Genomic DNA, 14,146 nt, shown 5'->3' with positions numbered 1-14,146 from the left:
CTACCTGATCAACCACTGATAATTTAAAGGCCAAGGTGTAATCTCTTTGGCTCCTGCGTTCTGTTGATTTCATTGACGTTCCTTTCAATCACGAAGAAAACTGTCAATCTATTTCAGGACGGGTCACGACGATGAAAAAAAGCTGGCTTGGTTGAATACCGAGCCAGCTTTTTTGTAGGCCCTAACGAATTGGAACAACCACCTCCGCATAATCATAGAGTGCGCCAAGAATTTCCTCTGCCTCTTCATCAGCGGATTCTGAAAGTTGATCGATCTCATCGAAATACATATCGACTGTCCTTGCATTCCCTTCGCCATCTAATAGACGCGATACGCGGTGTTCTTCCCAAGCAAGCAACTCATCGTTGCTGAGGGAGTGAGGAAAATTACGCGCCCGATAGCGGAACAATAATTCGCTTAAACGTTGATCGCTAAAATACGGACGCGCGTTTGCTAATTGCTGTGGATTCATCTGGCGCAAATCATTCAATACTTTTCTATCTGCGCCGCAAATAAAGCCGCCATACAAATCTTCATCAACATCGACAGCTTCGAAGCTGGGGCGAGTGTAAACTTGCTCCCACAGTTGCGGGCTAATTCTTGTCAGTATGTTTTGCACGATATCAGCGTGCGCCATTATTTGCTGCATATCGATGTTCCACTTCGCAGTCATGTCACTGCTCAGCGTTTTTAGATTACCGATCACGATAGGTGACTTGTTCAGATGTACGGTCTTCACAGGAAGGCGTGATATGCCTTCCGGTAATGCATCCGTCTTGCTAAACATGCGTTGCTGTATCGTGCTCACATCTAGGTGTAGCAATTCGCCGGGATCAAATTGCAAGTCCCAGGCGATGACTTCATTTTTGTTGGTCGGATGTATGGCTAGTGGCCACATCACCGCAAGGCAACCGCGCTCGGTGCTGAACATGCCCGAAATATGTAGAAATGGTTTGCCGAGCGAGGGCAGACCGATCTCAGTAGCAACCCTGTCTTTCTTATGCAATGCAAAACAAAAATCAAATAGTTTGGGTTGCTTCTCTTTGATCAATTTTGCCAAGGCTATCGTGGCGCGTACGTCCGATAAAGCATCGTGTGCCTTAGTATGTGCAATGCCATTGGCTGCAGTCAAATGTTCTAGGCGAAAACTCGGTTTCCCCTCGTCATTTAAAGGCCAGTTGATTCCTTCTGGACGCAGCGCGTAGGTGGTGCGAATCATGTCCATAATGTCCCAGCGCCCACATTGATTTTGCCATTCGCGCGCATAGGGATCAATCAGATTGCGCCAGAACATGAAGCGTGTAATCTCATCGTCAAAACGTATCGTGTTATAGCCCACACCAATGGTACTTGTTGCTGCCAACGCTCGTTCAACTTGTACTGCAAATTCATGTTCCGGCAAACCCTGTTCCAGACATTGTTGCGGCGTGATATGCGTGATCAGGCAAGATTGCGGATCAGGCAAAAAATCATTTGCAGGCCGGCAAAAGATATTAATAGGTTCGCCGATCTCATTTAAATCTGCGTCGGTGCGGATCGCCGCAAATTGGGCTGGGCGATCCCTTCTGGTTTGTGCGCCAAAAGTTTCATAGTCGTGCCAGAGAAAGCTATGTGTATACATGCCAGTAGATTTATATAGGATTGAATGAACCTGAGAACTTATTTAGAGGAGCGCTCTTCTCGATTTCTAATGTAACTTTGTATCCCTATCGCCAATAGAAATAATAATACTGATAGGCCCATGAGACCTATGGTCCAACTAAAACCAGTCTCTTCATTAATCCACGGCATTTTCGTAAAATTCATCCCGAAGACACCAGTGATCAAAGTTAAAGGCATAAACAGCGCTGTAATAACGGTCAAGAGCCGCATGGTTTCACTGGTTTTATGTGCGACCGCCGCAAAGTGAATTTGCACGGAGGATTCTAAAGACGCTTCTAATCTACGGGTATGGTTTAAGACGCGATTGATATGTTCCATCACGTCATTTGTGCGTACTAAAAGCAAATCTTTCGCACGGCTAAGCTCGCCCCCTTTGGCATCATAAGTGTCGACAAAGTGATCGCGTAATTCCTGAATCGCATCGTACTGCTCTTCGCATAGATGCTCTAGCTTACGTAGCTCAACGCGTGAATCTAGCAGGGCGACCCAATTATTAAAAGGCTTTCGTGGATCCAATAAAGCACGCTGCCAGCGATCTAACTGGGTCGTCAGCGGTTGGCGCAGATCGAGGTATTGATCCACCATCAAATTTAATAAGCGTAGCATCAAATCTTCAGGTGATGCGGGCAAACGGCTGCTGAGGTTACTCCCATCTTTGGGTTTGTAGCTAAGCAGGCGTGCGCGCATTCCTTCTACCGTACGGCTTTGCAGCGAACGTACGGTGATTAGAGAATTGTCTAGCAAAAGAAAAGAAACGGGCTGTGTTTGCAATCGATGCAAAGCAGCTGGGATTTTCTTTTTGTTGGATTCGACCTTAGCATTCGTTTCAGCATTCAAGGCTAATTTCTGAAAGACGACTAAGTCATAATCTTGAGTGGCGTCAAAGTAGGATGGGTGGCTTAGATTGCAGATGTTTTTCAAATGCAAATCGTAGACACGTATACCGGTTAACTTTTCCACTTCATCGCGCCACGCCTCCGGGTTGCAAGCTACTTCGTTGTGCGTGCAATCGATCCACATGAAATGAGGCGCGTTATCAATTTGATCGTTCTCACCGTCTCCAATCAGGCCATCGTCGTTGCTAAAAGTTTTTGCGTTAAGTGCGACCTGTGTCTCGCTGATGAAAAAAATATCCATGTTTTACAAACTAAGCCATCAAATAGTGTCGATCAGTTGTGTGTAGATTTATTTTAACAAGCGCGCAATGTCGCGCGCGAAGTAAGTCAATATACCATCAGCACCAGCACGCTTAAACGCTAGTATCGCTTCCATCATTGTTTTGTCATGATCGAGCCAGCCATTTTGTGCGGCTGCCTTAATCATGGCATATTCGCCACTGACTTGATATGCGAAAGTCGGCACTTTGAATTCGTCTTTCACGCGGCGCACAATATCCAGATAAGGCATACCTGGCTTCACCATCACCATATCTGCGCCTTCAGCCAAATCTAAAGCAACTTCGCGCAAGGCCTCGTTGCTGTTTGCTGGATCCATTTGATAATTTGCTTTGTTACTTTTGCCCAGATTGCCCGCTGAACCAACTGCGTCGCGGAAAGGACCGTAAAAAGCCGACGCATATTTGGCTGAATAAGCCATGATGCGCGTGTGAATATATCCATTACTTTCCAATGCAGCGCGAATCGCGCCGATGCGTCCGTCCATCATATCGCTAGGCGCAACCACGTCTGCCCCCGCCTCTGCATGCGTCAATGCTTGTCTAACCAACATGGCGGTTGTCTCATCGTTGAGCACATAACCTTCCTCATTAATCAAGCCATCTTGACCGTGACTAGTGTAAGGATCTAAAGCAATGTCGGTCAGAATGCCGAGCTCTGGACAACGTGCTTTCAAAGCGCGAATCGCACGCGGAATCAATCCATCAGGATTGGTCGCTTCGACACCATCTTCAGTCTTCAATGAATTATTGATAGATGGGAAAAGTGCTAATACCGGGATTCCCAGTTGCACGCAGTCATCTGCAACCTCTAATAATTTATCTAAAGACAGACGCTCCACACCCGGCATCGATGCGACCGCTTCAACTTTGTTTTCTCCCTCAATCAGGAATACGGGATAAATTAAATCAGATGCGGTGACATGATTTTCGCGCATGAGTCTACGGGAGAAAGCGTCGCGGCGCATACGACGCATGCGAATGTGAGGAAAATGGGCGGACAGTGTATTAGACATGGCAATAAAAAATTATCGAGGTTAATGAAACTTTTCTTACGAATTTAACTCATAGTATCAGGCATTACGCTTACCGCTGGTCCTCCCTAAGCGGGGCGCCATTTGTTCCCATTCGATTGGCGTTTTTTTTACCCCGACACCTTCAAGTGTCGGGGTTTTTTTCAGATTCTAGTCTGCGTTTACACAAAATCAGAAGTAGGGTTGTTTTCACCAGGCCCTTCGATACTGAATTCAATCGCTTGATCTAAACCAGTTAATTCACGAATCTTTGCGTCTGCTTCTTCTATACCGGTGCGGTTTAATGCTGAAAATAATTGTGCAGTGTAGGGATAGGGGACCCCATCTTTATCGGTGTAGCTTGCAAGAATGTTTTGTGCCAAGCGTAAAGCATTGGTTGCATCATTGCGATTCAGTTTATCTGCTTTAGTGAGCAAGCAGTGAACTGGGCGACCTGTAGGTGCGAACCACTCCAGCATTTGTTTATCCAGATCTGTAAACGGGCGACGTGAGTCCATGATTAAAATCAAGGCGGATAATTGCTCGCGCGTTTGTACATAGTTACCGAGTAGAATATTCCAATGATTCTTCGCTGCGCCAGGAACTTCCGCATAGCCGTAGCCAGGTAAGTCAACCAGCAAAGCGCGGATTTCGTCTTGGCGTGTTTCATCTTTACGATGCTGCCCCACATGAGCACCGCCGATAGAGAAAAAATTAATGTGCTGGGTGCGACCAGGGGTTTTGGAAGCGAAGCAAAGTTTCTTCTGGTTACACAAGATATTGATGGCAGTAGACTTGCCCGCATTGGAGCGGCCAGCAAACGCGACTTCCGGCACCTGTAGTGTTGGTAAATTGCGCAAATGGTTAACGGTAGTAAAGAACCGGGCTTGCCATAGGATGGACATAGGTAGGAGCCAATCAAAAGGAGTAAAGCATAAAAAATGCGAAAAACGGGGCAAAACACAGATGTTTTCCCCTGAAAAGTGAGGTTTCCTAGCGTCAATTGACTTGGAATAGCTCAACATTTCCACTAAAGCTATTGTACAATAAGGGGTTAGCTACGTGGGCTTCATGACACAATGTGCGTTCCGTATGCTTTTTAGCTTCTTTAGCTTCCCTGGCGCTTCGATAGAACCGATTTCCAATTTTTAGTCTCAAGGTGTTTGAATGAACCGTGCATTTTTATCATTTTCCAAGTCCCTCAGTATTCTCGCTTTAGCGGCATCTTCGCTTGTTTCTGTTGCCTCCGCGAATGAAACTGCACATGCAGCTAAGCCAGTAAAGGCAGATCCTGCTAAAGGTGATGCGCTTTACAATAATGGTGACGCGACGCGCGGTATTGTTGCTTGCGTCTCTTGTCATGGCGCCGCCGGCAATTCAACCATTAGTGTGAATCCAAAATTATCCGGTCAGCATGAAGCGTATCTGGTTAAGCAATTAATGGATTTCACCACGCCTGCACGTAACAACGCTGTAATGACAACGTTCTCTAAATTAATGACAGCTGAAGACATGAAAAATGTCGCTGCTTTCTTGGCTGTGCAAAAACCAAAAGCGGGCGCTGCAAAAAATAAAGACATCGTGAATTTAGGTCAAACGATCTATCGCGCTGGTATCGCTGAGAAGAACGTCGCAGCTTGTGCTGGATGTCATAGCCCGAATGGTGCCGGTATCCCAGCACAATTTCCACGTATTGCAGGTCAACATCAGGATTACACGATCGCTCAGTTGACTGCGTTCCGTACTGGTGTTCGTAAGAACAGTGCGCAAATGGTGACGTTGGCAAAACGTATGTCCGATGACGAGATTAAAGCGGTTGCTGATTACATTGCAGGTTTGAAGTAATTTTTGCCTTTTCAGTTAAGCATTCGCAGTCAGTAATTCAAAGTCAATAAGAAAATTAACGGAGGGGGTGGCGCAGGCCATCCCCTTTTTGCTTTTGGAATTGTATGGAACTTGAATCAAATACTTCTGGTATAAAAATTAAGACGCAAAGAGCTTGGCTAGCGAATAGTGTAGAGCTGTTGTCGTCTATGCGGTTTGCAATCAGTTTGCTGACTATTATTTCGATTTCTTCCATTATTGGCACCGTGCTTAAGCAGAACGAACCCTTGCCAAATTATGTGAATCAATTTGGCCCGTTCTGGTTCGAGGTATTTCAGCATTTAAGTTTGTATTCTTTATACTCGGCATGGTGGTTTCTCACTATCATGGGATTTTTGGTGCTTTCAACTAGCTTATGTTTGATCCGTAATGCGCCAAAAATGCTAAAGGATATGCGCAGTTGGCGTGAAAACGTCCGAGAACAATCTTTGCGCAATTTTCATCACAAGGCGGAGTGGAATAGTGCTCTCCCGACGGACGAATTAGCTAAGCAACTTTCTGCTCAAATTAAACGACTCGGGTATCAATTCAAAATAGTACAAAAAGATCAGGCCAGTTTGATCGCCGCAAAGCAAGGCGCCGGTAATAAATGGGGTTACATCTTCGCTCATGCCGCCATTGTCGTGATTTGCGTCGGCGGTTTGTTAGATTCGGATTTGGCGATACGTTTTCAAACCTGGTTTGGCGGGAAAGTACCATTCGAAGGTAGTGGTGTACTCATTTCTCAAATTCCAGAGCAGCATAAACTTTCTTTGGCCAATCCTACTTTCCGCGGGAACATTGCGATTCCCGAAGGTATGAGTGGCAATACAGCAGTGATTCCGCGAACTAAAGGCGTGCTTCTGCAAGACTTGCCATTTACAATTGAGTTAAAAAAATTCAATATCGATTTTTACTCTACAGGTATGCCGAAATTGTTCGCTAGCGAAGTCATGATTAAGGATCATGAGACAGGTAAAAGCTTTCCAGCGACGATCAAAGTGAATCATCCTTTGGTCTATAAAGGCATCGCGGTATTTCAATCCAGTTTTGATGACGGTGGCAGTCGTTTGAAGATTAAAGCGCATCCTATGCAGGGTAGCGATAGTACTACTTTTGGTTTGGACGCGACTATCGGTGGTGCTACTTTATTAACGGCGCAGCAAACAGGCGACCGTGGTGAGTTTACAATCGAATGGACAGGATTCCGTCCGTTCAATGTAGAGAACATGGTGCGTGACGGACAAGACTTGCGTGCAGTAAATCCTAACGAAAATTTTACCCAAAAACTGCGTTCCGATTTAGATAAACACTCAGGCTCCGCCGCTAAGAATGCGAATAACAAAGACCTTAAAAACGTTGGGCCTAGTATGCAATATAAATTGCGTGATAAGAATGGCCAGGCACGTGAATTCCATAACTATATGATGTCAGTGCAATTGGAAGGGCGCTGGGTATTTTTAGCGGGCACGCGCGATTCTCCCAATGAGGCTTTCCGTTATTTGAGAATCCCGGCAGATGAAAATGACAGCATGGAAGAGTGGATGCGTTTGCGTTCGGCTTTGGCAGATCCGGAATTGCGTGCGAAGGCGGCAGAAAATTACGCCAAGCGTGCTTTGCCGACATCAAGTGGCCAAAGCATGCAGGCGCAGCTTGCGGCTTCGGCCAATAAGGGATTGAGTATTTTCGCAGGCGAGGGTGCTACACCTAAGTTGGCAGGATATACCGCGATTGCTGGTTTTTTAGAAAATATTCCGAGTACGGAGCAAGGCAAGGCCGCCGATGTATTTATGAAAATCTTGAATGGCAGTATGTGGGATTTATGGCAATTGGCACGTCAAAAAGATGGTTTGCCAATTTTAGAATTGAATGAAAAAAGAGCCGAATTTTTACAACTGGCAACCGCCGCTTTGTCCGATGCCTTCTTCTACGGTGCACCTGTATATTTACAAATGACTGGCTTCGACGAAATCAAAGCATCGGTGTTTCAAGTGACTCGAGCACCAGGCCAAAATGTCGTGTATCTTGGATGCTTATTTTTAGTCATTGGTGTGTTTTCGATGTTCTATATCCGTGAGCGCCGCTTGTGGTTATGGATTAAACGTGATGGTCAGCAAAGTGCAGTGTTGATGGCATTAAGTTCACAGCGTAAAACATTGGATTTTGAAAAAGAATTTGAACAGCTAAAGTTGCAGTTGGGTGTACCCGCACTGGTAGTTAATAGTGCGGTCGGAAACACGATTAAGACCCAGCCTGAAACTCTGGCTTAGCACGCGACAGGAATTTACTATTATGGAAACTTCAATGGAAACGAGTTTGACTTACCAAAGCTATTTTAAGCGTCTGTCGATTTTCGACTGGTTCTATGCGGTACTGCTATCTATGGGTTCTATGTATGCGATGAGCCGCTATGGAAGCTATATGGATGGCTACGAAAAAGCCATCTTGCTGTTTAGTGTACCCACTTTCGCTTGGTTGGGCTGGAATTGGAAGCCGATGCGTGTGCTAATGATGGCGCTCGCGCTGTTATCTTTGTTTGCGATTTCTCAGTACGGTGGATCTTTGGATGCTGCGAACAAAAGATTCTTTTTAAAGTACTTGTTTTCTAGTCAATCTGCTATTTTGTGGATGAGTACTTTTTTCTTTTTATCGACACTATTTTATTGGGGCGGCTTAATAGCGCGTTCTGACTTTGGTTCTTCGGTTGGTTCGGCTTTATGTTGGGCCGCTGTCGTGATGGGTTTTACTGGCTTGTTAGTCCGGTGGTATGAATCGTATTTGATTGGCGCGGACGTTGGGCATATTCCTGTCTCTAATCTTTATGAAGTATTTGTCTTATTTTCCATGATTACCGCTTTGTTTTATCTCTACTACGAAGGCAGTTACGGCACTCGGCAGTTGGGTGCGTTTGTCATGTTAGTGATCTCCGCTGCAGTTGCTTTCTTGCTGTGGTACACAGTCAGTCGCGATGCGGCAGAAATCCAACCTCTTGTCCCAGCATTGCAAAGTTGGTGGATGAAAATTCATGTGCCAGCCAATTTTATTGGCTATGGGACTTTCTCGTTAGCGGCAATGGTGGGTGTCGCTTATTTGTTCAAGGTAAGAGGCATCTTGCACGATAGACTGCCAAGTTTAGAAGTCTTAGACGATGTGATGTATAAAGCGATAGCAGTTGGCTTCGCCTTCTTCACGATTGCGACCATCCTAGGTGCGTTGTGGGCGGCGGAAGCTTGGGGTGGTTATTGGTCTTGGGATCCAAAAGAAACCTGGGCGTTGATCGTCTGGCTCAATTATGCTGCGTGGTTACACATGCGTCTGATGAAAGGCTTAAGAGGTCAAGTCGCGGCATGGTGGGCGGTAGTTGGTTTGTTGGTTACAACTTTCGCCTTCTTGGGTGTGAATATGTTCTTGTCTGGCTTGCATTCTTACGGCGCACTATAGATTAAACTGTTTTGAATTTTGAACGACGGCATGGATCAATATGATCTGTGCCGTTTTTTTTGCCCCAAAAAATTCAGAAGGAGCAGAAACTTTCTCCATTTTGTAAGGTTCAAACACATAAGCTCGACTTATGACACACTAGAGCTATTCAGTTTTCGTCGGTATCACTAATTAGGAGTCAATATGCGCACGCCGTCCCAAACATTTGGTGATCACCCACCTGTCGCTTCAGAGATTACCCCGCGTGAGATATTCGAATCACGTCGTGACTTTATTCGGCAAATGGCAGTCGGTTCGATAGCTAGCGCTGCCCTATTAGAAATGGCGCAACGCGAAGCCTTTGCGCAAAATGCAGGTGCTAAGTTGACTGCTGTAAGTAACCCCGCCTATATCAGTCTTGATAAAAAAACCGCTTATAAAGACGCGACTACCTATAATAATTTTTATGAATTTGGAACGGATAAGTCAGACCCCGCAGAAACTGCTGGTAGTTTAAGAACACGACCATGGACTGTGACGATAGAGGGTGAAGTCAAAAAGGCTATCACGCTCGATCTTGATAGTATGTTGAAATTAGCGCCCTTAGAGGAGCGAGTGTACCGACTACGTTGTGTTGAAGGCTGGTCTATGGTGATTCCGTGGATAGGTTATTCCTTATCGAATTTGTTGAAAAAAGTCGAGCCAACCAGTAATGCGCGTTATGTGGAATTCATTTCGCTCGCTGATAAGCGGCAGATGCCGGGTGTGAATCGCCCCGTTTTGCAATGGCCTTATACCGAAGGTTTGCGCATGGATGAAGCGATGCATCCGCTGACACTGCTCACCTTGGGAATGTATGGTGAAGTATTACCAAACCAAAACGGTGCACCTGTGCGTTTGACCGTGCCATGGAAATACGGATTTAAGTCGGCAAAGTCTATTGTCAAAATTCGTTTAACGAAAGACCAACCACGGACTTCATGGAATGTGTCTGCACCGGATGAATATGGCTTTTATTCAAATGTGAACCCTGAAGTGGATCACCCACGGTGGTCGCAAGGCTCTGAGCGCCGCATAGGGGAAGATGGTTTCTTAACACGCAAGCGCAAGACCTTAATGTTCAATGGTTATAGCGAAGTGGCCAGCTTGTATGCAGGTATGGATTTGAAGAAGTTTTATTAAGGCTTTGCATGAAATCATTAAGTAATCGTCAATTGCAACTGCTTAAAATCGCCGTCTTTATGCTGGCTGCGCTACCCTTTTTGCGTCTTGTTTTTGCGGTGTATCGTGATGATTTGGGTGCTAACCCTCTAGAGTTCATTACGCGTAATACGGGCGATTGGACTTTGTATTTTCTGTGCGTGACTTTATCGCTGACACCACTTCGCAAATTACTGCAATGGCATTGGCTGATCCGCCTGCGCCGGATGCTGGGTTTATATAGCTTTTTTTACGCTTCACTGCATTTCCTCACCTTTCTCTGGTTTGATCATTTTTTTGACATTGGCGATATGTGGCGCGACCTCGTAAAGCGTCCATTTATTACAGTGGGATTTATTGCTTTCGTTTTGCTGTTACCGTTGGCGATCACTAGCAATAATGTCATGATTAAGCGTCTCGGCGGCAAGCAATGGCAATTACTACATAGACTGGTCTATGTGATCGTACCTTTGGGTGTGTTGCATTATTTTTGGATGAAGGCGGGCAAAAACTTGTTGTTACAACCTTTACTATTTGCCGCCCTAGTCAGTATCCTGTTAGGAATACGTCTGTACTGGCGTTTTCAGGCTAGCGTCAAAAAATAGCCAGGTTATTTTTGCGAACTATCGGCAGCCTTAGCATTCGTTGAGTTTGCAGGAGTAAGGGGCGCGACTGGTGTCACCGACTTTTTCTCAGGCAAATACAAAGGGCCTTTTTGCCCACATGCACTCAAGAGTAAATTGCTTGAAAGTATCAACCCTGTCAAAAGCAGGGTTTTGTAAGTGCGTTTATTCAAAATCTAAGAACCCGTATAGAATGCTGCTTGAAGAAATGGTAGAAGTAGAACATCAATGAAAGCAGGAGTGTAACATGACGGAATCAGAATTTTTATCGCTGGCAGATACTTGCTTGCAACAAGCGCAGGATATGTTTGAACAAGCCTTTGAAACCGATGTTTGGGATGTTGATTGCAAGCGTAGCGGCAATGTATTGGAAATCGAGTTTGTCGAGAATGGTTCGAAAATTATTGTAAATAGCCAGGCACCGATGCAGGAGATGTGGGTAGCCGCACGCGCTGGGGGATTTCATTACAAGTATGACGGGGCATCTTGGCTCAATACGCGAGATAGTTCTGAATTGTTTGCCACTCTACGTAGTAGTGCGGAAGCACAAAACAAACTGTGATTTTGCAACTCGGTCAATTCGACCAGAAACCATAAAAAAGGCGAGAAGATCTCGCCTTTTTTTGTCTTCAGCCACGGCATGCGTTTTAAGTCCTACTCTACGATGACTTCTTCCGAATTTAGATTGCGTAAAGCTGATCCCGGTGGATTCTCAACGTAAAAATAGTCGCCTTCCGCCTGAATGATGCCGTTCGGAACTGGGCGTTCCATTATCGGAACATCTCGCAATGCACGTTGCATGTAACCAATCCAGATCGGCAAAGCGAGGCCACCGCCAGTTTCTCGGTTGCCTAAGTTGCGCGGTTGGTCATAGCCAATCCAGGCAACACCAACAATCTTCGCCTGGTAGCCAGCGAACCAGGCGTCAATCGAGTCATTTGTGGTTCCAGTTTTACCTGCTATGTCTGGTCGCTTTAGAACAAGTGCCTTCGTAGCGGTCCCAAAACGCACCACATCGCGCAGCATGCTATCCATTAAGAATGCATTGCGTTCATCGATAACACGATTGGCTTCGTCATCTGAGGTATCCGGACGTGCTTGCGATAAAACTTTTCCGTCTGTATCTGTGATTTTGCTAATTAAGTAAGGATTAACTTTGTAGCCACCGTTTGCAAATACGGCGTAGGCGCCCGCCATTTGTAGTGGTGTTACAGCACCGGCTCCCAGCGCTAAAGTTAAGTATGGAGGATTTTTTTCTGGAAGAAATCCGAAGCGGCTGGTGTATTCTTGTCCATACTTTGCACCGACTTTTTGTAAAATGCGGATAGAAATCATGTTTTTCGATTTGGTCAGTCCTTTACGCATAGACATTGGACCTTCGTACTTACCATCGTAGTTTTTCGGTTCCCATGCTTGTCCACCAGTTTGACCCGCATCAAAACTGATCGGCGCGTCATTGATAATGGTTAACGGTGATAAACCCTTTTCTAGGGACGATGAATAGATAAATGGTTTGAAGCTGGATCCTGGTTGACGCCAAGCCTGCGTGACGTGATTAAATTTATTAAAGTTGTAATCGAAACCACCTACCAGAGCTCGGATCGCTCCATCATCTGTATTCGCAGCGACAAAAGCAGACTGAACTTCAGGCATTTGTATGATGGACCAGTTCTTGCCCTCCAACATGACACGTATTACCGCGCCACGTTGTATCCGTTTGTTTGCTGGTGCATTTGGCTTCAATCCTGCTGCAGCAAAAGTCAAACCTGTGCTGGTAATCTGTATCTCTTCGCCATTTGCCAACACCGCACGTACAGCAGTTGGATTGGCGTCAAGTACCATCGCGGCCAATATATCATCGCTATCAGGATGATCAGCGAGTTCCTTTTCAATTAGTTCGTCTGCCGCTTCTTTGTTTCTGGGTAGCTCAATAATTGCTTCTGGACCTCGATAGCCGTGTCGACGTTCGTAGTCCATTACGCCTTTACGTAAGGAAGTGTAGGCCGCCTCTTGCTCTTCCTTGGTAATCGTCGTGTAGACATTCAAACCACGGGTATAGGTTTCTTCCTTGAATTGTTCATAGACTAACTGCCGCGCAAGTTCTGCAACGTATTCCGCATGGATACCAAATTCGGCGCTATTCGTTTTGATATGCAATTTTTCGGTTTTTGCAGCTTCAAATTGAGCCTCGGTGATGTAGCCAAGCTGCTTCATCCTTTGCAAAATATACTGCTGTCGAACAGCGGCCCGTTTTGGGTTTGCAACAGGATTGTAAGCAGACGGCGCTTTTGGTAAGCCTGCGAGCATAGCTGCCTCCGCTACTGTTACATCCTTTAGACTCTTGCCAAAGTAAATTTGCGCCGCGGATGAGAACCCGTATGCACGTTGCCCGAGATAAATCTGATTCATGTAGATTTCGAGGATTTGATTTTTAGTTAAATTTTGCTCTATTTTCCATGCCAACAAGATCTCATATACCTTACGCTTCACGGTTTGTTCTGTTGATAAAAAGAAATTTCTAGCGACTTGCTGAGTGATGGTTGACGCGCCTTGTTTGTTACCACTAGTAACATTGTTCAAAGCAGCACGAGTGATCCCTATATAATCCACGCCGCCGTGCTCGTAGAAGCGGTCATCTTCAATGGCCAATACGGCTTTTTTCATCACTTCAGGTATTTCTGAAAAATGGACGACGTTACGGCGTTCTTCTCCAAATTCAGCAATCAACATGTTGTCTGATGAGTAGACACGCATTGGCATTTTAGGGCGATAGCTAGTGATGGCATCGAGTTCGGGCAGGTTGGGGTATGCCATAGTTAGCGCGAAACCGAGAACGAGTATGCCTGTTAGTACAAGGCCAACAAAGATTAGCAATGTTTTCAAAAAAATACTCATTGCCCTAGATCGATGCTTTTTCTCTTCAGGTGGCTGCACGTTTGAAGTCTCGGAGGATGTGGTGGAGGACATAGCACTTTTCGATAGGAAGGGATTGCGTCAAACGCGCATGACTGGCTGTAATCGCAAGATCAAGGCAATTCGCGCAAATCCGAAATAGAATATAGATTGGCATTATAACGGTTGCACAGCAAACTATAAAAATTGCATTTTGGGCTTTTTGGGGCTGAAGTGGAGAATTGACAACGTAAAACATGCTTTCAATCTTGAAAATGCTTTACATTACACATCCCTTA

12 protein-coding genes are annotated in these 14,146 nt (G+C 45.5%); 6 read left to right on the top strand and 6 right to left on the bottom strand.

The features are described from left to right. Positions 1-181: 181 nt before the first annotated feature. The 4 genes from sbcB to yihA all read right to left on the bottom strand — a co-directional run bounded on the left by sbcB (position 182) and on the right by yihA (position 4,754). Positions 182-1,621 (bottom strand): exodeoxyribonuclease I, encoded by a 1,440-nt coding sequence (sbcB, locus tag ACO0KZ_RS20195; protein ID WP_422998575.1) that lies wholly within the window; start codon positions 1,619-1,621, stop codon positions 182-184. 38 nt (positions 1,622-1,659) lie between these two features. Further along, complete coding sequence (locus ACO0KZ_RS20190) at positions 1,660-2,799, bottom strand: magnesium transporter CorA family protein (protein WP_422998573.1); 1,140 nt, start codon at positions 2,797-2,799, stop codon at positions 1,660-1,662. 48 nt (positions 2,800-2,847) lie between these two features. Further along, entirely contained in the window at positions 2,848-3,852 is a 1,005-nt protein-coding gene (hemB, locus tag ACO0KZ_RS20185) for a porphobilinogen synthase (RefSeq protein WP_422998571.1), read from the bottom strand. A 179-nt stretch (positions 3,853-4,031) separates the two neighbouring features. Continuing rightward, positions 4,032-4,754: a ribosome biogenesis GTP-binding protein YihA/YsxC gene (yihA, locus tag ACO0KZ_RS20180; RefSeq protein ID WP_422998569.1), complete on the bottom strand. Its 723-nt coding sequence runs from the start codon at positions 4,752-4,754 to the stop codon at positions 4,032-4,034. A gap of 262 nt (positions 4,755-5,016) precedes the next feature. On the opposite strand from yihA, the gene ACO0KZ_RS20175 reads away from it, so the two are divergent. The 5 genes from ACO0KZ_RS20175 to ACO0KZ_RS20155 all read left to right on the top strand — a co-directional run bounded on the left by ACO0KZ_RS20175 (position 5,017) and on the right by ACO0KZ_RS20155 (position 10,937). After that, entirely contained in the window at positions 5,017-5,694 is a 678-nt protein-coding gene (locus ACO0KZ_RS20175) for a c-type cytochrome (protein WP_422998567.1), read from the top strand. Between the two features lie 104 nt (positions 5,695-5,798). Further along, positions 5,799-7,982, top strand: coding sequence for a cytochrome c biogenesis protein ResB (locus ACO0KZ_RS20170; RefSeq protein ID WP_422998565.1), 2,184 nt, complete (start codon positions 5,799-5,801; stop codon positions 7,980-7,982). A gap of 22 nt (positions 7,983-8,004) precedes the next feature. Continuing rightward, positions 8,005-9,153 (top strand): c-type cytochrome biogenesis protein CcsB, encoded by a 1,149-nt coding sequence (gene ccsB, locus ACO0KZ_RS20165; protein ID WP_422998563.1) that lies wholly within the window; start codon positions 8,005-8,007, stop codon positions 9,151-9,153. A gap of 183 nt (positions 9,154-9,336) precedes the next feature. Beyond that, on the top strand, positions 9,337-10,314 hold the full coding sequence (gene msrP / locus ACO0KZ_RS20160; protein WP_422998561.1) for a protein-methionine-sulfoxide reductase catalytic subunit MsrP: 978 nt from the start codon (positions 9,337-9,339) through the stop codon (positions 10,312-10,314). 8 nt (positions 10,315-10,322) lie between these two features. After that, on the top strand, positions 10,323-10,937 hold the full coding sequence (locus ACO0KZ_RS20155; RefSeq protein ID WP_422998559.1) for a sulfite oxidase heme-binding subunit YedZ: 615 nt from the start codon (positions 10,323-10,325) through the stop codon (positions 10,935-10,937). 5 nt (positions 10,938-10,942) lie between these two features. Here ACO0KZ_RS20155 and lptM read toward each other — a convergent pair whose 3' ends face one another. Continuing rightward, positions 10,943-11,098 (bottom strand): LPS translocon maturation chaperone LptM, encoded by a 156-nt coding sequence (gene lptM, locus ACO0KZ_RS20150; RefSeq protein ID WP_422998579.1) that lies wholly within the window; start codon positions 11,096-11,098, stop codon positions 10,943-10,945. Between the two features lie 104 nt (positions 11,099-11,202). Here lptM and cyaY point away from each other — a divergent pair, with 104 nt between their 5' ends. Then, positions 11,203-11,517, top strand: a complete 315-nt coding sequence (gene cyaY, locus ACO0KZ_RS20145; protein WP_422998557.1) for an iron donor protein CyaY — start codon at positions 11,203-11,205, stop codon at positions 11,515-11,517. 92 nt (positions 11,518-11,609) lie between these two features. On the opposite strand, the gene ACO0KZ_RS20140 is transcribed toward cyaY, so the two are convergent. After that, on the bottom strand, positions 11,610-13,850 hold the full coding sequence (locus ACO0KZ_RS20140) for a penicillin-binding protein 1A (protein WP_422998577.1): 2,241 nt from the start codon (positions 13,848-13,850) through the stop codon (positions 11,610-11,612). Positions 13,851-14,146: the final 296 nt, after the last annotated feature.

Origin of the sequence: Undibacterium sp. Di24W, assembly GCF_049340325.1 — a bacterium.
Taxonomy (GTDB): Bacteria; Pseudomonadota; Gammaproteobacteria; order Burkholderiales; family Burkholderiaceae_D; genus Undibacterium.
The sequence above is the reverse complement of the archived record's forward strand: the minus strand, read 5'-3'. Positions and strand labels throughout refer to the sequence as shown.